The 20,277-nt window shown below is 38.1% G+C and carries 13 protein-coding genes; 12 read left to right on the top strand and 1 reads right to left on the bottom strand.

The genetic code is table 11. The annotated features are described in order from the left end of the window. The first annotated feature begins 33 nt into the window (after nt 1–33). The 12 genes from RMO03_RS04430 (at nt 34) to ctlX (ending at nt 20,014) form a co-directional block, all read left to right on the top strand. Nucleotides 34–3,000, top strand: a complete 2,967-nt coding sequence (locus tag RMO03_RS04430; RefSeq protein WP_309640886.1) for a T9SS type A sorting domain-containing protein — start codon at nt 34–36, stop codon at nt 2,998–3,000. A gap of 305 nt (nt 3,001–3,305) precedes the next feature. Beyond that, nucleotides 3,306–5,312: a tetratricopeptide repeat protein gene (locus tag RMO03_RS04425; RefSeq protein WP_309640885.1), complete on the top strand. Its 2,007-nt coding sequence runs from the start codon at nt 3,306–3,308 to the stop codon at nt 5,310–5,312. Continuing rightward, complete coding sequence (locus RMO03_RS04420; protein ID WP_309640884.1) at nt 5,309–6,070, top strand: LytTR family DNA-binding domain-containing protein; 762 nt, start codon at nt 5,309–5,311, stop codon at nt 6,068–6,070. Before RMO03_RS04425 ends, RMO03_RS04420 begins: the two co-directional genes overlap by 4 nt. Before the next feature lie 63 nt (nt 6,071–6,133). Next, the gene (locus RMO03_RS04415; protein WP_309640883.1) at nt 6,134–8,452 is read left to right on the top strand and encodes a T9SS type A sorting domain-containing protein; all 2,319 of its coding nucleotides are present in this window, start codon (nt 6,134–6,136) and stop codon (nt 8,450–8,452) included. 60 nt (nt 8,453–8,512) lie between these two features. Further along, nucleotides 8,513–10,642 (top strand): leucine-rich repeat domain-containing protein, encoded by a 2,130-nt coding sequence (locus RMO03_RS04410; protein ID WP_309640882.1) that lies wholly within the window; start codon nt 8,513–8,515, stop codon nt 10,640–10,642. A gap of 196 nt (nt 10,643–10,838) precedes the next feature. Then, nucleotides 10,839–12,122, top strand: a complete 1,284-nt coding sequence (locus RMO03_RS04405; protein ID WP_309640881.1) for a citrate synthase — start codon at nt 10,839–10,841, stop codon at nt 12,120–12,122. Nucleotides 12,123–12,356: 234 nt separating this feature from the next. Continuing rightward, nucleotides 12,357–13,928: a hypothetical protein gene (locus RMO03_RS04400; protein ID WP_309640880.1), complete on the top strand. Its 1,572-nt coding sequence runs from the start codon at nt 12,357–12,359 to the stop codon at nt 13,926–13,928. A gap of 6 nt (nt 13,929–13,934) precedes the next feature. Then, nucleotides 13,935–15,566 (top strand): T9SS type A sorting domain-containing protein, encoded by a 1,632-nt coding sequence (locus tag RMO03_RS04395; RefSeq protein ID WP_309640879.1) that lies wholly within the window; start codon nt 13,935–13,937, stop codon nt 15,564–15,566. Nucleotides 15,567–15,699: 133 nt separating this feature from the next. Further along, the gene (locus RMO03_RS04390) at nt 15,700–17,136 is read left to right on the top strand and encodes an MBOAT family O-acyltransferase (RefSeq protein WP_309640878.1); all 1,437 of its coding nucleotides are present in this window, start codon (nt 15,700–15,702) and stop codon (nt 17,134–17,136) included. Between the two features lie 6 nt (nt 17,137–17,142). Then, nucleotides 17,143–18,030 (top strand): hypothetical protein, encoded by an 888-nt coding sequence (locus RMO03_RS04385; RefSeq protein WP_309640877.1) that lies wholly within the window; start codon nt 17,143–17,145, stop codon nt 18,028–18,030. A 132-nt stretch (nt 18,031–18,162) separates the two neighbouring features. Continuing rightward, nucleotides 18,163–19,077 (top strand): arginine deiminase family protein, encoded by a 915-nt coding sequence (locus RMO03_RS04380; protein ID WP_309640876.1) that lies wholly within the window; start codon nt 18,163–18,165, stop codon nt 19,075–19,077. Between the two features lies 1 nt (nt 19,078). Beyond that, nucleotides 19,079–20,014, top strand: a complete 936-nt coding sequence (gene ctlX / locus RMO03_RS04375) for a citrulline utilization hydrolase CtlX (RefSeq protein ID WP_309640875.1) — start codon at nt 19,079–19,081, stop codon at nt 20,012–20,014. Between the two features lie 104 nt (nt 20,015–20,118). On the opposite strand, the gene RMO03_RS14115 is transcribed toward ctlX, so the two are convergent. Then, nucleotides 20,119–20,277 (bottom strand): CpcT/CpeT family chromophore lyase (locus tag RMO03_RS14115; RefSeq protein ID WP_409024906.1); only part of this gene is annotated, 159 nt, incomplete at its 5' end.

Genomic DNA, 20,277 nt, shown 5'->3' with positions numbered 1-20,277 from the left:
GAAATCATGAACGAACTATACAAAACCAAAACTATGAAAAATCTATTATGGTTACTGCTGCTGTTTACCGGGATGGTAAATGCGCAACCGCCGGCAATTACAAATCCGCAGAATCCTACGGTATTTGATTTTGGGAACGACAATTATGAAACTTTCGAAGTCTACAGTTTGGCACCTGAAATTCTAGGGCTTTTAAATCCTGCTGATTACGACGTGAAGTTTTATAATGATGCCGACTTTCAAAGCTATATTCCAGACGGATCTGGATTGTTTACCTATTATATTAACAATCAAACCACCTATGTCAAAGTAACAGAGAATGCGAATCCCAATAATTTCGCAACGACTTCATTCAATATACTGTTAATTCCAACGCCGGTCATTGGACAGTATCAGAATATTTTCCAAATGGATATTCCTTTTGATGGTTTTGGGGTATTCGATTTGACTACGCAATCTGCTTCGGTTTTAAATGGTTTGACGGATGTGACGCTAAAGTACTACCCGACTACTGAAGATGCTACAGCATCTACCAATGAAATTACAAATCCATCGGCGTATACCAACGTTACCAATCCTCAGTATTTGAGCATAAAAGTAACCAATAATGTAACGGGTGCTTATAGCCTAGCTTCATTAATGATCGTTTTGACCAGTGTAGAAACCGTTAATGTGCCCGACCCTGCATTACTTTCAAAATTACTTCGCTATGATACCAATCAAGATGGAATTCTTCAAGTTAGTGAAGCGCTATCGGTAACTAGTTTGGATGTATGGAATTATGGGTCTTATGTTGCGTTCTCCGATCCAACAGGCCTTGAAGCTTTTACCAATATTACGCAGATCAACATGTCCAATAACTATGTGACGAGTTTTGATGCGAGTGTTTATCCGCAACTGACCTTTTTGTGGTGCGATGCAAACCCATTAACCTCATTAGATGTGCACGGTCTGACGAATTTGAAACAAATCAACTGCGATACTGGACAGCTCACTAGCCTAGATGTGAGTACCTGCACCAATCTCGAACAATTGTTTGTCCCGCGCCAACAATTAACCTCATTAAACATCAGTGGATTAACTGGAATTAAATCACTTTATTGCAATAATAATCACCTGACTTCTTTGGATGTAAGCCTACTGACCAACATGACAAACCTTTGCTGTTCCGACAACGCGCTGACTTCTTTGGATCTTACTGGATTAGAACAAATTCAAACTTTGTGTTATGGAAACCAATCGATTGCCGCTGTTGATATTAGCCATTTGCCGAATCTTATCGGATTGTACTATGGCGGAGGATTGTCCACAACTTTAGATCTTAATACCGCTCCGAACTTGCAATCATTCTGGGCTTGGAACAGCAACCTTACCGAACTGGATTTATCCGGTTTGCCATTAGTGAATACAGTGCGCTTGTTCAGCAATCCCGATTTAACCTATGTGAACATGAAAAATGGCGGACACTTTTTGTTCTCTGACGATTTTGTGAGCTACTATACAGAATTTCAGTCGAACCCGAATTTGTTTTATGTATGCACGAATGATGTCGACCAAGTGGCTGTCAATAACAAACTTTCAGTAGTTTCAAACGCCAACGGTTTAGCGCATGCGGGTACGTATTGCACTTTTGTTCCTGGCGGGAATTACAATACCATTACGGGTGTCATACGATCAGATGCCAACAATAACGGATGCGATGCACTTGATGTGATTCAACCGAATATTAAAGTCAATATCAATGACGGCACCGATAGCGGTTCGACGTTTATCAATACTGCCGGAGTGTATAATTTCTACACAGCCATCGGTAGTTTCGATATTACTCCCGAAATAGAAAACCCAACTTGGTTCAATTTTTCACCAACAACGGTCACGATTCCTTTCACCGATACGAATAACAATACCACAACACAAGATTTTTGCATCACCGCGAACGGAACACACCACGATGTTGAAATGGTCGTTAGCTCAATAACACCGGCTCGCCCTGGTTTTGAGGCCAAATATAAAATGGTCTACAAAAACAAAGGAAACCAAACCGAAAATGTGGTGCTGAATTTTAATTACAACGAAGCTGTATTGGATCTTGTTTCTACCACAACCAACCCAACGGCATCAAGTTCAGGAACATTGCAATGGAGCAACATCAACCTGCTACCGTTTGAAACCGGAAGCATCGTAATCAGCTTGGATGTCAATGCACCTTCAGCTACACCACCGGTGAATATTGGCAATATCTTGACTTTTACCTCATTCATCGATGTCAATCCTGCGGTAGACGAACATCCTGAGGACAATAATTTCACACTACATCAAACTGTTGTGGGGTCGTTTGATCCGAATGACATCACTTGTTTGGAAGGCGAAATCGCAGCTCCATCAGAAATTGGAAATTACTTGCATTACTTGGCCCGTTTCGAAAATACCGGAACTTTTCAAGCAGAAAATGTAGTCGTAAAAGTTGTCGTAGATACTGATAAATATGATATTTCGACATTGCAATTGCTCAACACTTCGCATCCTTGTTACACGAGAGTTAAAGATAGCATCGCGGAATTTATTTTCCAAGGAATCAACCTGGCTGAGCGATTGGGCAATCCACCAGTTGGAGGTCACGGCGATATTTTATTCAAAATCAGAACGAAAAATAATTTGGTTGTCAATGATGTGGTAACAAAACAAGCGAGTGTTTTCTTCGATTACAATTTACCGGTAAACACCAATACGGCTGAAACGGTTTTCGCCACTTTAAGCAACACAGGATTCGAATCGGATGAAAGCATTGCAGTGTTTCCAAATCCAACGGCTGCTATAATCAATATCAATGCAAGCACCAATATCAAGGTCGTCGAGCTGTATGACATTCAAGGCAGAATACTGCAAACTCTTATGGGCAACCACAAAGTTCTAGACATAACGACGCAAGCCAAAGGCATTTATTTCTTGAAAATCACTACCGATAAAGGCAGTAAAGTCGAGAAGATTGTTAAGCAATAGGTTAGGAGCTGGTTCCCGCTATCATTCCAATCTTGTCATTGCGAGCTTGCGCTGCAATCTCCCAATGCCAAGGATTTTCCCTTCTATCGGGGCTAGGGCATCATTTTCCAAAGCAAACTTGTCATTCCGACGTAGGAGGAATCTGTTATAATCATCAACAGATTCCTCCTACGTCGGAATGACAGTTTTTTTAAATAATATTCTCGGTCAAATCACACACATTCTCATCCAAATCCACTATATCTTCATTGACCATTTTTAAAAGAATAAGGAAGTATTACATTTGCTTATCAATCAATAGGAAAATGAAAACACCCATTCTTTTATTTTTATGCTGGAGTTTTTTCACTTTGGCCCAAGCGCAAAACCAAAACATCAACAGTTTGTTGCTGACCTTACAGCATTCCAAAAACGACATCGATAAAACGCAAACACTCAATGCTATTGCCGACGCTTATAAAACCAGCAATCCAAAACTAATGGTTGATTATGCTACAAAAGCATTAGCATTGTCACAAAAAATTCAATACAAAATAGAAGAAGGCCATGCACAGTTGAATCTCGGTAATGCGAACATCATACTCGGAAATTATTCAGCAGCATTGTCGCATTTTGCTGCGGCTCAAAATATTTTTGAAAACGAATCCCAAACCGATTCCAAAAATAGCCTGACGATCAAAAAAGGTTTGGCGAAATCTTATGGAAGCATCGGAATTGCGTTTGCCGAACAGAGTAATTATGCGAAAGCGCTACTGTTTCATTTAAAGTCGGTCAAGATTTACGAAAGCATTCAAGACGACAAAAAATGCGCACAAGTCTATAACAATATTGGCGTAGCTTATCAATCTCAGAGTGAAATTTTCAAAGCGTTAGCGTATTTCATCAAAGCTCAAAAAATTCAGAATAAAGTCAATGATGTCAATGTCGGCATTACCTTAACCAATATTGCCAACTGTTATTTAAAACAAAAAAATCTCGACAAAGCCAACGAGTATTACACCAAAGCAAAAACGAGTATCGATAAAAACCCCGACGCGCGTGCTTTGGGCGAATGGTATAATAATATGGGATTGTATTATGTAGCCATCAAAAACCCATCGAAAGCCATTGCAAGTTGGAACGCTGCCATTCAAACATTCACGACGATTGAAGACAAATTTGGCGTGGCCGATACTTATATCTATTTAGGGCAATTGTATTTAGATCAGAAGAACCCAACCGCAGCATTAACAAGCGTCAATAAAGCAATGCTACTGTCTAAGGAAATTGGTGTTTTAGAACAAACCGTGGTTGCCGAAAAATTGTTGAGTGCCATTTATGATGCGCAAAACAATGATGCACAATCGTTGTTGCATTTCAAACTATACAGCCAAGCCAAAGACAGTTTGACCAACGTTGAAACGATTCGCAAAAGTGTCGAATCGGCGATGAATTTCGAATTCGAAAAGCGCGAAGTCATTCAAAAAGAAGAGCTTCAAAAGAAAGAATTGTTACTTCAGGAACAAGCCAAACAAAATAAATTGCAGTTGTTTTTCGCAGCATTATTCGCGCTCATGTTGGGTGGCATCGGATTCTTATTCTACAACAGAATGCAACTCAAGAAAACATTGACACTTCAAAAAGAACTCGCGGAATACGAACAGAAAGCCTTGCATTTGCAAATGAATCCGCATTTTGTGTTCAATTGTTTGGGATCGATATCGAGTTTTATTGTGCAAAACGGAACGCATTCGGCAGTAAAATATTTGGCGAAATTTTCCAAGCTGATGCGCTTGACGCTTGAGTATTCAAAGCAATCTTTAATCCCAATCGACAAAGAAATTCAAAGTTTAGAAAACTATTTAGAGCTCGAGCAATTGCGGTTCAACCACAAATTCAATTTCACCATCACCAAAGACAAAGCGATTGAAGACGACATTGCTTTACCGCCATTATTGTTGCAACCTTTTGTGGAAAATGCGATTATTCACGGCGTGATTCCAAGTAAAGAAATGGGTACCATTTCCATTGCCTTTTCGATTGAAGAACAGCATTTGGTTTGCATCATCAAAGACACCGGAATTGGCTACACCGCATCGAAAGCCATTAAAGAAAAATCGGTTTCGGTGCACGAATCGATGGCTTTGGATATTACTAAAAAACGTTTGCAAATGATTGCCACATCCACATCCAAAAAAGCAGAAGTAGTTATTGACGATATGACAATAGAAAACGACGGCACCAAAGGAACTAAAGTCACATTACACTTGCCATTGCAATACATCACAAAGCCAACCAACAACCCACAACCATCAAGCAACAATTCATTATGATTACAGCAATATTAATCGACGACGACAGCAATTTAAGAAACGGAATGCGTGAATTACTAGCGTTTTATGCGCCAGACATTACCATTATCGGAGAAGCCGAAGATGTAGAAACCGGCGTTATCGTCATGGATAAACTCAAACCGCAAGTCGTATTTCTAGATATTCAACTCAACGACGGAACCGGCTTTGATGTTTTGGAACAGCTCGCCAAGAAGAATGGGAAAACCACTTCGCATATCGTATTCATTACCGCGCACGAAGAATATGCCATTAAAGCTTTCCGATTTAGCGCACTCGATTTCTTACTCAAACCCGTCGATCCCGATGAATTGGAAATCGTCGTTGGAAAAATCAGAACCGTTCTCGAAAAGAACAACAGTTATGCACACATCGATTTGCTGCTCGAAAACATTCGCAAGAAAGTTGATAATTTCAAACGGATTGCGTTGACAACCGCTGATGGGATTCACCTTTTTGAAGTTAGTGATATTATTCGGTGCGAAAGCGAAGACAATTACACCACATTCTATATCAAAAACAGCAAACCGATTATCATTTCAAAAACACTCAAAGAATATGAGGATTTATTGTCGGAATATGGTTTCGAACGCATCCATCAATCGCATCTGATTAATCTGACGTATTTGAAATCGTATGTCAAGAAAGATGGTGGTTATGTTGTAATGGCGGATAATGTGCAATTGCCAATTTCACTAAGAAAAAAAGAACGGTTGCAGGAATTGATTAAGGCACTTTGACGAAGTGGTCAGTAAACAGTAATTAGTGATCAGAAAAAACAGACAAACAAAACAAACTCAATTATGAAAAATATATTTTTACTCTTTTTGTTATTTACTGGGATGGTAAAGGCTCAGATTGTGAACATTCCGGATGCCAATTTTAAGGCAATATTATTATCAGCTAATATGAGTAATATAATAGCCTATAATACAGAAATTGATATAAATCACAATGGAGAAATAGAGTATTCTGAAGCGCAAAACGTCCTCTATTTAAATTTAGATACGTCTTCAAGCACTGACAATATCGCAGATTTGACGGGTATTGAAACTTTTGTGAATTTGATCGATTTAAATTTTTCCGATAATCAGTTGACGACTTTTGACCCTAATTGTCTATTAGGCATGACAAGTCTGCAAAAGTTAAATTGCAACAATTGTCAATTAAACCAACTTTATGTAAATAACTTATATCAGCTTACACAATTAGGATTTCGACAAAATAACATCACTACTATTGATGTGAGTAATCTGACAAACTTGACGGATTTTGCCTCAGCAAGTAATCCGTTACTTTCTCTAAACATTAATAACTTAGTAAACCTTACCAGTTTAAAATGTTATAGTAATAATTTAACTTCTTTAGATTTAAGTTATTTTCCCAATTTAGCAGTATTGCAATGTGATGCAAATCCATTAAATGCTTTGAATCTGGAAGTATTAAATCTTTCCATTTTAAGTTGTTCGTCAACAAATATCACTTCTTTAGACATTAGCAATTGTACCGCTTTGTATAATCTAAAATGTTCTTATAATGCTCTTACAAGTTTAGATGTAAGCCATAATATAAACCTTCAAAATCTGGATTGTAGTAACAATCAATTAACCACATTATATTTAAAGAATGGAATTAATGAGACAACACTCCATTTTGATAATAACTTGAATTTAAGTTTCATATGTGTAGATGAAGGACAAGTAGCAGCAGTGCAAAATGAGTTGAATGCATTAGGAATGAATGCAACCGTATGTAATTCCTACTGCTCTTTCACACCTGGCGGAGACTACAATGCTATCGCAGGAACGATAATTTTTGATAGTAATAATAACGGATGTGATGCTGCTGATGACATTCAACCTAACATTAGAGTCAATATTAATGATGGTATAACAACTGGCGCCACCTTCTTGAATGCTGCAGGTAATTATTCTTTCTATACTCAAGCCGGAAGTTTTGAGATAACACCAGCTGTAGAAAACCCAACTTGGTTTAATTTTTCACCAACAACCGTTACCATTCCGTTCGCAGATAATAACAACAATAGTGCAGTACAAGATTTTTGTATTGTCGCCAATGGTGTTCATCCCGACATAGAAATGGTAATTTCTCCGGTAACTCCGGCGCGTCCGGGTTTTGATGCGGTGTATCGATTGGTATACAGAAACAAAGGAAACCAAACCGTTGATGCGTATCTTAATTTCAATTATAATGATGCTGTTTTGGATTTGGTGTCGACAACTGTAGTTCCATTTCTGACATCACCGGGATCTGTGTCATTTCATATGGATGCGGTGCAGCCATTTCAAAATGGTAGTGTTGATATTACTTTACATGTGAATGCGCCGACCGACACAGCACCGGTAAATGTTGGTGATATATTAACCTTTACCTCATTTGTTGATATTACCACCATAGATGATAATTGGGCTGATAATGCGTTTACATTCCATCAAACTGTTGTGGGTTCATTTGATCCCAATGATATTACTTGTTTAGAAGGCGACGTGGCGCCGGTAGCTGCTATAGGGGATTACCTTCATTATGCCATTAATTTTGAAAACACAGGGACATTTCCTGCCGAAGACATTGTTGTAAAAACAGAAATTGATCCCGCAAAATTCGATATCAATTCGCTGCAAATGATGTATGCCAATTTTCCGGTCTACGCTCGAATTATAGGAAACAAAATTGAATTTATTTTTAAAAATATCAATCTCGAAATCGGTGGGCACGGTCATATTTTATTGAAAATTAAAACTCAAAATACTTTAGTAACTGGCGATGAGGTTGCCAATCGGGCCGATATTTTCTTCGATTATAATGCGCCGATTGATACTGGTTTGGTGAACACAGTTTTCCAAACGTTATCAAACACAGATTTTGAAACTGATAATTCGGTGACAATTGCCCCAAATCCGGTTTCGAATGAAGTGATTGTTAAAGCCGATAATAGCATCAAATCGATACAATTATACGATTCTCAAGGACGAATTATTCTGACTCATTTGATAGATGATTTAGTCTCTAAAATAGATTTGTCAAGCTATTCAAAAGGAATTTATTTTATAAAAATTACTACGAAAAAAGGAGCACAAGTTGAGAAACTGTTGAAAGACTAGTCATACAATCGCTTAAAAAGGTGCATTATGAAAACAAAACAAAACATATACTCAAGCCTAATGAAAAATATTTTTTTGCTATTGTTGCTATTTACCGGAATGGTAAAGGCACAAATTGTGACTATTCCTGATGCGAATTTTAAGACAAAGCTAATTGCACTTGGAGTCGATACCAATGCTGATGGCGACATCCAACAGACCGAAGCGAGCAGTGTTACCATATTAAATGTATCCAGTAGCAACATCTCTGACCTTACAGGAATCAGTGCCTTTACCAATTTGCAAAACTTAACCTGCGACAACAATCAACTGACTTCGCTTAATTTGGATGGGTTAAGTAATCTGCAAACCTTGCAATGCTACAACAACCAACTCACCGATATCGATGTCAGCGGCTTGAGTAGCCTGCAGTCGTTGTACTTAGGATTCAATCAACTCACATCAATCAATGTCAGCAATTTGACCAACCTTAAATCGCTCGATTGTCAGAGCAATCAGGTTTCGAGTATTGATATGACAGGCATTACCGATTTGTATATTTTGCGTTGCCAGAACAACCAACTCACCACGCTAGACCTTAGCGGCAATACGAGAAGTAATCTTTTTGTAGATTGCAGCAACAACAACCTATCGACACTTTTTATGAAAAATGGGTGGAATGTTACCTTGGAAGGCTTGGAGCCCTATTGCCAATGTTCGCGGAATATCTATTTTTTCAATAATCCGAATCTCACCTATGTATGCTGTGATGTGGGTGAAATTGCTGCGATTCAGGCTTTGAGCGGCACGACAGATTACGCGACTTTCACAGCCAATAGTTATTGTTCTTTCACACCCGGCGGAAATTTCAATACCATTACAGGAAATATAAAGTATGATGCAGATAACAATGGTTGTGATGCAGCCGATATAAATCCTGCCAATATTAGAATCAATATTAATGACACGACGCAGACTGGCGCTTCTTTTTCAAGTGCTTCTGGGCAGTATACTTTCTTCACGCTGGCGGGAAATTTCACGATTACGCCGAGTGTGGAAAACCCGACTTGGTTCAATTTTTCTCCGACAATTGCCACGATTCCGTTTGCAGACAATAACAACAATACAGCAACACAAGATTTCTGTATCGCTGCGAATGGTTCACATCAGGATTTAGAAGTGGTTATTGCACCGGTAACTCCTGGGCGACCTGGTTTTGATGCGGTCTACAAAATAGTGTACAGAAATAAAGGCAATACCATATTAAATGCAGAACCTGCAGGCTTAATCATGTATTATGATATTGATAAAATGGATTATGTTGCTTCAAGCCAACCAGTAACCAATCAAGGATCAAACTCAATTAATTTTGGATATACTATATTCTTCCCGTTTGAATCAAGAAGCCTGTTGGTCACGATGCATATGCATAGTCCAACCGATGCAAACCCTGTCAATATTGGAGATGTATTAAATTTTGCGGCCGGAATTAGCCCGAACAATCTCGATGAAAACATGGATGACAACTACTTTGTTTATCATCAAACTGTGGTAGGTTCTTTCGATCCGAATAGCATTGAATGTCTTGAAGGCGCTGTGGTTCCGCCTTCCGAAATCGGGAATTACCTGCATTATGCCATCAATTTCGAAAACACTGGAACTTTTCCTGCTGAGAATATTGTGGTAAAAACTGAAGTTGATGCTTCAAAGTTTGATATCAATTCTTTACAATTAATGAACACTAATTTTCCGGTGGATGCCAGAATTTCGGGAAACAAGGTTGAATTTATTTTCAAAAACATTAACCTTGATATCGGTGGACACGGTCATATTTTGCTCAAAATCAAAACGAACAATACTTTGGTTACAGGTGATGCCGTTGCCAATCGAGCCGATATTTTCTTCGATTATAATGCACCGATTGATACCGGATTGGCGAATACTGTTTTTCAAACTTTATCGAATACGGATTTTGAAATCGATAATTCGGTGGTGGTTTCTCCTAATCCGGCTTCTAATGAAGTCACTATCAAAGCCGATAATAACATCAAATCGATTCAGTTATATGACGTTCAGGGCAGGGTCATTTCGACATGTATCGTTAATGAACTCGAGTCGAAACTCAACATATCACGTCATTCAAAAGGAATTTACTTTATCAAAATCATTACTGAAAAAGGCATTAAAGTTCAAAAGTTGCTTAAAGATTAATTCAAATTACCATTTTTAAAAACAGAAACGCATTGTCAAAAGCAGTGCGTTTTTTGGTTTGTAAACGGCTTTTGTTAAATCTGTAATTTTTATAATATAATTAACGATTTCATTGACAAATTCTTTTTTTAATTCATTTGGAATTCCATAGATTTGTTAAATTATTATTTCAACAGACAAATTTCCAAAACACACTATGTCAAAAACTGCAATATTAGAATTAGATGGCAAGAAGTATGAGTTTCCTGTAATCGTTGGAAGCGAGAACGAAGTAGGAATCGATATCAATAAATTACGTGATTTATCAGGTGCCATTACGATGGATCCGGGTTATAAAAACTCAGGTTCATGCACGAGTGAAATCACATTTCTCGATGGTGAAGAAGGTATCTTACGCTACCGAGGTTATGCCATCGAAGACTTGGCAGACAAAGCTGATTTCTTAGAAGTAGCGTATTTAGTGATTTTTGGAGAATTGCCTACTAAAGCAGAACTCAGCCAGTTTGAAACTGATATCCGCAAATATACTTTGGTGAATGAAGAGATGAAAAACATCATCGACGGTTTTCCAAAAACAGCACATCCGATGGGTGTTTTGTCTTCATTGACCAGTGCTTTAACTGCTTTCAATCCTAAAGTAGTCAATGTTGATAATGAAAAAGAAATGTATGAAGCCGTGTGTAAAACGATGGGAAAATTTCTTGTCATTGCCACTTGGACGTACAGAAAAATGATGGGTTATCCATTAAATTATTACGACAACACGAAAGGTTACGTAGAAAACTTCATGCATTTGATGTTCGAATTACCAACCGGACCATACAAAGCCAATCAGACCGTGGTGGATGCTTTAGATAAATTATTTATTCTTCACGCCGATCACGAACAAAACTGCTCTACATCTACTGTTAGAATTGTTGGTTCTTCACACGCCGGATTATTCGCTTCGATTTCCGCAGGTGTTTCTGCACTTTGGGGGCCATTGCATGGTGGCGCGAATCAGGCCGTTTTAGAAATGTTAGAAGAAATCCACAAAAATGGTGGTGATGCCGATAAATATATGGCGAAAGCCAAAGACAAAGAAGATCCTTTTCGTTTGATGGGATTTGGTCACAGAGTATATAAAAATTTCGACCCGAGAGCGCGTATCATCAAAAAAGCAGCCGATGAAGTATTGAATACTTTAGGCGTTGACGATCCGATTTTAGATATTGCGAAAAAATTAGAAGCTGCGGCTTTAGTGGATGAATATTTCGTTTCGAGAAAATTATATCCAAATGTCGATTTCTATTCGGGAATCATCTACCGTGCTTTAGGCATTCCAACGGATATGTTTACCGTAATGTTCGCTATAGGGCGATTACCGGGTTGGATTGCACAATGGAAAGAAATGCGCGTCAACAAAGAACCTATCGGAAGACCTAGACAAATATATGTTGGGCATCCGTTACGGGAGTTCAAACCTGCAGATAAAAGATAGATTTATGATATTATCATGGAAAGCCATTCTGAAAAGAGTGGCTTTTTTATTTAACAACATGATAATCTAGGTGTAATGTTTTAAACCTAAAACCGCTTTAAATTTATTAAATAGTTTGACCTAGGGAAAACCCTATTTATTATTAGGGTTTTCCCTATAGGAAATTACTATTAATAATATAAATTTTGAGTACGTGAAAATGATTTCATTAATAACAATCAAAACAAACACATTATGAGAACACACAAATTATTTTTTATGGGGATTTTAGTAGTTCTTGGAGGAATTACACAGAGCAAAGGGCAAGGCACCTATAGTGCTCCAGCATCAGCAGGAACCGGTGGTGCCTATAATACGCATACCGGAACATCGGCTGGTAGTAATTCAACAAACGCAAATCATAATAATAATACCAGTATCGGATATTTTTCGGGTAACGCAAACATATCGGGTAATGATAATACTTATCTGGGTGCTTTATCAGGCAGATTTAATACTGCTGGAGTTTTTAATGTTATGCTGGGCGCAAGTTGTGGGCAAGCCAATACCGCGAGCTTGAATACGTTCATAGGCGCAAGATGTGGGCTTGCCAATACTATAGGAGCCAACAATGTTTTTCTGGGTTATCAAACCGGTTTGGCAAATACAGAGGGAAGCTCGAATACCTTTTTAGGCAGATCTGCAGGAGCCGGGAATGCTACCGGAGGAAGTAATGCGTATGTGGGCTTTGCTGCCGGATATGCCGCAACAGGTAGCTCCAATTCTTTTTTTGGACATAATGCAGGTTGGCAGAACACCGGCGGATCTAATAATGTGTTTTTAGGTTTTGAATCGGGGAAAGGTTCAGGTTCATCATCCAATAGTGTATTTATAGGAAATCAGGCAGGCTTTTCTGAAACGGTAAGCAACAGACTTTACATTAGCAATGATGGCTCGACTTTCAATAACGGTTCAATCACTTTTCGTCCTTTGATTTATGGCGAATTCGATAATGGTAATTTAACTTTTAATGTCAGCAAAAACGTTAATTCCAGACTTGTCATTGCCAGCGGTCAGCCTAATGGTTCTTTCAATGGTACTTCAGGATTGCGGTTTACCAATCTGACAAGCGCTACCAATGCCGGGGCAACCAATGGTAAGCATCTGACTGTAAATAGCACCGGAGACGTTTATTTGACTAACGATATAGGCTCAATCAATGCTACCGGAACCAATACTACAATAGCCGGTTCAGGCACGACAGCTGCACCATATACTATCAATGCAAAGAACATTTATACAGATGATGGGACAATAACCACAGCTACCGGTTTGAGAACCGTTACCATGGGAAACAACAACCTTTTTTTCAATACGACTGGAAGTAATTTCGCGAATGGAACTGCTGGAAGTGGTAGAATATACATCGGAAATACCACTAACTTTCCTTTATTAAATTCAACACTTCCTAATATTAGTCAATATAGATTATTAGTTGAAGGCGGCGTACTCACTGAAAAAGTAAAGGTAGCTGTAAGAAATCCTGCAACAAATTGGTCTGACTATGTTTTTGCCAACGATTATAAGCTTACACCATTGAAAGAAGTAGATGCCTTCGTGAAAGCAAACAAACATTTGCCAGGCATAGAATCTGCCGAAACTTTATCAAAAAACGGACTCGATTTAGGCGCAATGCAAGCCAAACAAATGGAAAAGATTGAAGAGTTGACATTATATGCGATAGAACAAGACAAAAAACTCGAGAAGCAAAGTCGAGAGATCGAAGAATTGAAAGCCACAGTGAATTTATTGTTGAATAAAAAATAAAATCAAATGAAAAATATAAATAAGTGTTTGGTGCTTATTTGTTTTATTTGGTTTCCGATAGCCATTGTTGCTCAAGATCAGGAGCAAGAATATCTATTAGCTGAACAAAACAGAATTCTGCAAGCACAAGATGTAGAAAAGAATATTGATAGCTATATCAATACGAATATTGCAAACTATACTTTGAATCAGTCCGATATTGATGAAATTACAAACGGGTTGGGTAATGAGTATGGTGGGAACCAGAATATTCCTCCGGCTGTTTTATCCGTAGCATTGACGGATGCCAAAAAAGGAATATTAAGGGAAAATTACTTGTCGGCCAATCCGAGTGTCTTGCCATTGTTTGAAGCTTTGCCTTTTACAGGAACTTACCGGCAAAGGTATTGCTTGAATCCAGGGTTTGAGAATATTCCTGACCTTATATCGGTTACAGGAAGCTATGCTTTTCGCACGCGGCGTTTTGCGACAGCAGCTACCAGGACGCTCATGCAGAGTTGTGCTACACAGCAATTGAATATATTTGGAACCACTCCGAACAATCCTTCGAATGCCGGTGACAGGGTTTCGATTATTACGGCAAACGTACCTGAACCCACACTGAATGCTTTTATGGCTGTTGGCACAGCGCCGACAACAGTATTCAATGGGAGTAATTCGATTAAATTGAACGATTCCAGCGGAAACTGCGACATCACATCGATGCGAAAAAATTTCACTATCGACGATCCCGACATTCCACCAACTATTATCTTAAATTTCTTATTGCTCATGCAGAATGGGCATCCTAATAGTCAGGTGCTCAATCAACATGCTTTTTTTTCAGTCGAAGTATTCCCAACTGACAATACCGGTACTATCAATGGTCCGGCATCGGCAACCCGTTGCGTGCGCGGCAATGATCCGGCTGCAACCTTTACAGCCAACGGCATTACGATAGCCACCAACGGGCAGTTAATTTATACTCCGACTTGGCAATCGATAGCCTTGAATCTGCCCACTACCGGAATCGGGTCATTTGCCACTATCATTGTTACTGTAGGAGACTGCAATCAAGGCGGCCACTATGCAACGGTATATCTCGATGACATATGCCTAAGAGAAGCCTGCCCGGCAACCCTAACGATTACGGCGCCGGTATTGGCCACTTCTAACGGAGAATCTGAAGAAGCTTCCAATTGGATCAGGGCTTCTAATGTAGTTAATATGAATGCGATGAATAACAATACGATCTATCACGCTGCTAATTTTGTAGAGCTAAATCCGGGTTTTGAAGCCATGGTAGGTTCAAGATTTGCTGCTTATCCTTTAGGTTGTACCAATACATTCGCTTACAGACAGCAGGATGTAGCGGAAGATGCTTCTGAAACTACAACAAATTACAAGAATGTTGCCCAGGGGTCAGATCAATTAAAAATCTATCCGAATCCCTCTAATTCAACAATCACGATTCTGAATGATAGTAATAAATTAAGAACCATTATGATTTCATCGGTAGATGGAAAACTGATTCTCCTTAAAACAACCAACAGCCATTCAGAACAAATCGATGTGAGTGGGTTTCGAAATGGTTTATATCTCGTCACTGTTGAAAACGATGATGGAAAGAGCATCGTAAATAAATTCATTAAAAATTAAATACTAATTTCATAAAAAACCTCTCCTCATCGAGAGGTTTTTTATTTTGTATGGATTTGTTGCAGTAATTATGCGAATTCAATATTTAACTTATATTTGTAAACAACACCTTAGCTATAAATATTAAAATATAATGCTTTTCAATTCCTTAAATTTTGCCATTTTTCTCCCTGTTGTTTTTGTGTTGTATTGGTTTATAGCGAATAAAAATTTAAAGCTTCAAAATTTACTGTTGCTTGTTTCTAGTTATTTTTTTTATGCTTTTTGGGATTGGAGATTTTTATTTTTATTAGTATTTTCAACTTTACTAGATTATTTCACTGGGCTGAAAATGTCGCAAACCCAAAACCAAACAACTAAAAAGACTTGGTTTTGGATTAGTATAATTGTAAACCTAGGATTTTTAGGGGTTTTTAAATATTATAATTTTTTTGCCGCCTCATTTGCAACAGCAATTTCAAATTTTGGTTTGTATGTCAATCCATGGACACTTAAAGTGATATTGCCTGTTGGGATTTCGTTTTATACATTTCATGGACTTTCGTATGTAATAGACATCTATAAAGACCGAATAAAAGCCGAGAAAAATTTTATTGATTATTCTGTATTTGTTAGTTTTTTCCCATTATTAGTTGCTGGTCCAATCGAACGAGCGACACATCTTTTACCACAAATAAAAAAGAAAAGAGTTTTTAATTCCGACAAAGCAATCGATGGTATTTACCAAATAATATGGGGCCTGTTTAAGAAAATCGTTATTGCGGATAGCTGTGCTCAATATGCAAATGAAATATTTGCAAACTATGAAAGCATGAATTCGATCTCATTATTTCTAGGAGCATTCTACTTTTCTTTTCAAATTTATGGCGATTTTTCAGGCTATTCCGATATTGCTCTTGGTACGGCAAAACTTTTTGGAATCGATTTGCTTCGGAATTTTAATTTCCCCTATTTCTCGAGAGATATAGCTGAATTTTGGAGGCGTTGGCACATTTCACTTTCTTCGTGGTTTCGAGATTATTTGTACATTCCTTTGGGCGGAAGTCAAGGCGGAAAATTCACAAAGATTCGAAATACATTCTTAATTTTTATTGTCAGTGGATTTTGGCATGGAGCCAATTGGACCTTCATCATTTGGGGCGCATTAAATGCCCTCTATTTTTTACCGCTTTTGTTGACCAATACCAACAGGAATAATATAGAAATTGTGGCTAAAGGAAAGCTATTTCCGAGTCTAAGGGAACTATTTTCTATGAGCACTACATTTTTTTTAGTTTTAATTAGTTGGGTTTTTTTTAGGGCAGATACCATTACAATAGCCTTGAAGTATCTTCAGAATTTATTTCGATTTAATTTCAAAAATGGATTGGAATATTTATCGATAGATCGGTATTCGGTAGAATTGGTTTTGCTGCTTTTGTTCTTTTTATTTTTTGAATGGATATCAAGAGAGAAAGAACATCCTTTTTTCGGAAAATGGATTTACTTTAAACTGGTAATCATACTCATTAGCATCATCACATTAGGGGTTTATTCGAATATCACAGATTTTATTTATTTTCAATTTTAAAATCAAATGAAGAAATTTTTACTACAATTTTTTTCCATACTCGCATTAGTATTTCTATTGATGCTACTATGTGATATGCTCTATTCAAAAATATACCGTGACGCTATACCAAGAAATAAACTGCACTACATTATAAATCTTAAAAATGAGAATTTCGACATCGTTTTTTTAGGATCGTCCAGAGTAGCAAATCATATGGATACTGATTTGTTTAACAAACTCTCTAACAAGAAAACCATAAATTTAGGAGTGGAAGGTGCGGGATTAAATGACAATATGTTGCAACTAAAGTTGTTTTTAGAATGCAATCATGCCAAATCGGTATTCCTGCAAATAGATACCAATCTTGAATCAATAACACCTTCTAATATTTCAACTGCCGAAGCCATGCCTTATATCAACAATGCTATTGTTAAAGCGCATACTAAAAAATACAATGAAAATTTTGATTGTTTATATACGATTCCTTTTTACCGTTTTGCCGTTAATGATGCCAAAATCGGATTTCGAGAAATGTTTTTTTCTTTCCTCAATAAAAAACCAGGAGTTGATCCTAGTATAGGATATACTCCAAAATTTGGCAATTCGATACCAAGCACCCCGCTTGAGATAATGGGAGAAAAGAAAGTGCTTCATGCGAATTCTATTTTAAATGAAATAAGACTGCTTTGCAAACAAAAAAACACCAAATTGGTTTTGTTTATAACTCCTTTTTGTAGTAAAATCAATCCGGATCCTTACATCCAAAAGATGAAAAAAATAGCTCCTGATTTGCTTGACTTGACCAAAGGATATCCCGATACTATGTTTTACAATTGTGGTCACTTGAATGATGAAGGTGCCAAGCGACTAACCAAAAAATTATATGAATCAACAAGAAATCAATGGGATTAGTTATTCATTTAAAATATCCAATGATTAGTTTATTTCAGTAATTATCAAATCAAGAATTTACCAACAAAATATTCAGAATAATTCAATAATCAACCCGCTTTCTATATCTTTGTTGCAAGTCAAAACCAATTTATGTTACCAATACATGTTACCAACGAATCGGCACGATTAAGAGCCGTCGTTCTAGGTTCAGCCACTAATAACGGCCCAACACCAACCGAAGAAGAAGCCTACGATCCGAAATCTTTAGAGCATATCAAAGCAGGAACTTATCCTGTCGAAGCCGATATGATCCTAGAAATGGAAGCTTTCAATCAAGTGTTTCAAAAATATGATGTCAAAGTCTATCGCCCTGAAATGATTGAAAATTACAATCAAATCTTCTCACGCGATATAGGTTTTGTAATCGATGATACATTTATCAAAGCCAATATTCTACCGGATCGCGAGCGTGAGCTCGATGCCATTCAATACATCATCGACCAAATCAATCCTAAAAAAGTAGTGCGCCCACCCGAAGAAGTGCACATTGAGGGCGGCGATGTGATTCTCTGGAATGATTATATTTTCATCGGAACCTACAAAGGCAGCGACTACAAAGACTACATCACGGCACGTACGAACATGCAAGGCGTGCAGTATATCCAAGAATTATTTCCGAATAAAATTGTCAAAGCTTTCGATTTGGTTAAGTCGAAAATCGAAGCCCGCGATAATGCGTTGCATCTCGATTGTTGTTTTCAACCAGTCGGCACCAACAAAGGCATCATCTACAAAAGTGGTTTCCGCGAAGAAGCCGATTATATGTATTTGGTCAAACTATTCGGAAAAGAAAACCTATTTCACATCACCAGAGACGAAATGTACAACATGAATTCCAACATCTTTTCCATAGCACCTGATGTTGTCGTTTCCGAGAAAAACTTCACCAGATTGAATACATGGTTGCGTGACCATGGTTTTACTGTGGAAGAAATTCCGTACGCTGAAATTGCCAAACAAGAAGGACTTTTACGCTGTTCAACGCTTCCATTAATTAGAGATTAACATGAAACAAACCACCAACGCCATACTCATGATTCGCCCAGTAGCGTTTCGCATGAACGAGCAAACAGCTGTCAACAATTACTATCAAAAAGTACTCGACGGTTTATTGCCCGAAACAGTCAATGCCAAAGCACAAGAAGAGTTCGATGCTTTTGTCAACAAACTTCGCATGGTTGGTGTTGATGTAACTGTGGTTGATGATACCGTAAATCCTGATACACCAGATTCGATTTTCCCCAACAACTGGATTTCGTTTCACCAAAGTGGCGATGTAGCTTTATATCCAATGTTTGCCGAAAACCGCCGACACGAGCGCCGCGAAGATGTACTTGATATTCTTGAAGACAAAGGATTCGTCATCAACGAAATCATGGATTATACTTCAGCCGAAGAAGACGGTTATTTCCTAGAAGGCACCGGAAGCATTTTGCTCGACCGCGAAAATGACAAAGCCTATTGCGCACTTTCACCAAGAGCAGACGAAGAATTATTCATAGAATTCTGCGAAGATTTCGAATACACACCTGTAATTTTTGAAGCGTTTCAAACCGTCAACGGAGAAAGAAAACTAATCTACCACACCAATGTGATGATGTGCTTGGGTGAAACTTTTGCCGTAATTTGCGCCGATTGCATCGATGATAAAAAAGAGCGCAAAATGGTGTTAGACAGTTTGCGAGGTGATGAAAAAGAAGTCATTTTAATTACCGAAGACCAAGTCAATAATTTTGCAGGCAACATGCTTGAAGTCAAAGGAACCGATGACAGAAGATATTTGGTGATGAGTAAATCGGCACATCAAAGTCTGACCAAAAAGCAAATTGCTCAAATCGAGGAACACGTTACGATACTAAGTTCAAGCCTCGACACCATAGAAGCATGTGGCGGTGGAAGCGCACGTTGCATGATGGCGGAAATATTTTTACCCAAAGAATAATAAGAGTTTCAATAAGAACCCGTCATTGCGAGCAAAGCGAAGCAATCTGTTAATGATTTACAGATTGCTTCGCTTTGCTCGCAATGACGCTGATCACAATAGCCTTACTGCAACTTATCAAAGATATATCCGGCTTTGGTAGCACCCCAAACCTGTTTGTCGTCTTTGTCAAAACCTTGGTCCCAGGATAAAACCTGATTGGCTGTTATGGTCACTTTAGAAGTTGCGTAACTTGCACCGCGCAATTCACTCGCGCAGGTTTT

Source organism: Flavobacterium sp. (genome assembly GCF_031411595.1).
GTDB lineage: Bacteria > Bacteroidota > Bacteroidia > Flavobacteriales > Flavobacteriaceae > Flavobacterium.
The sequence above is the reverse complement of the archived record's forward strand: the minus strand, read 5'-3'. Positions and strand labels throughout refer to the sequence as shown.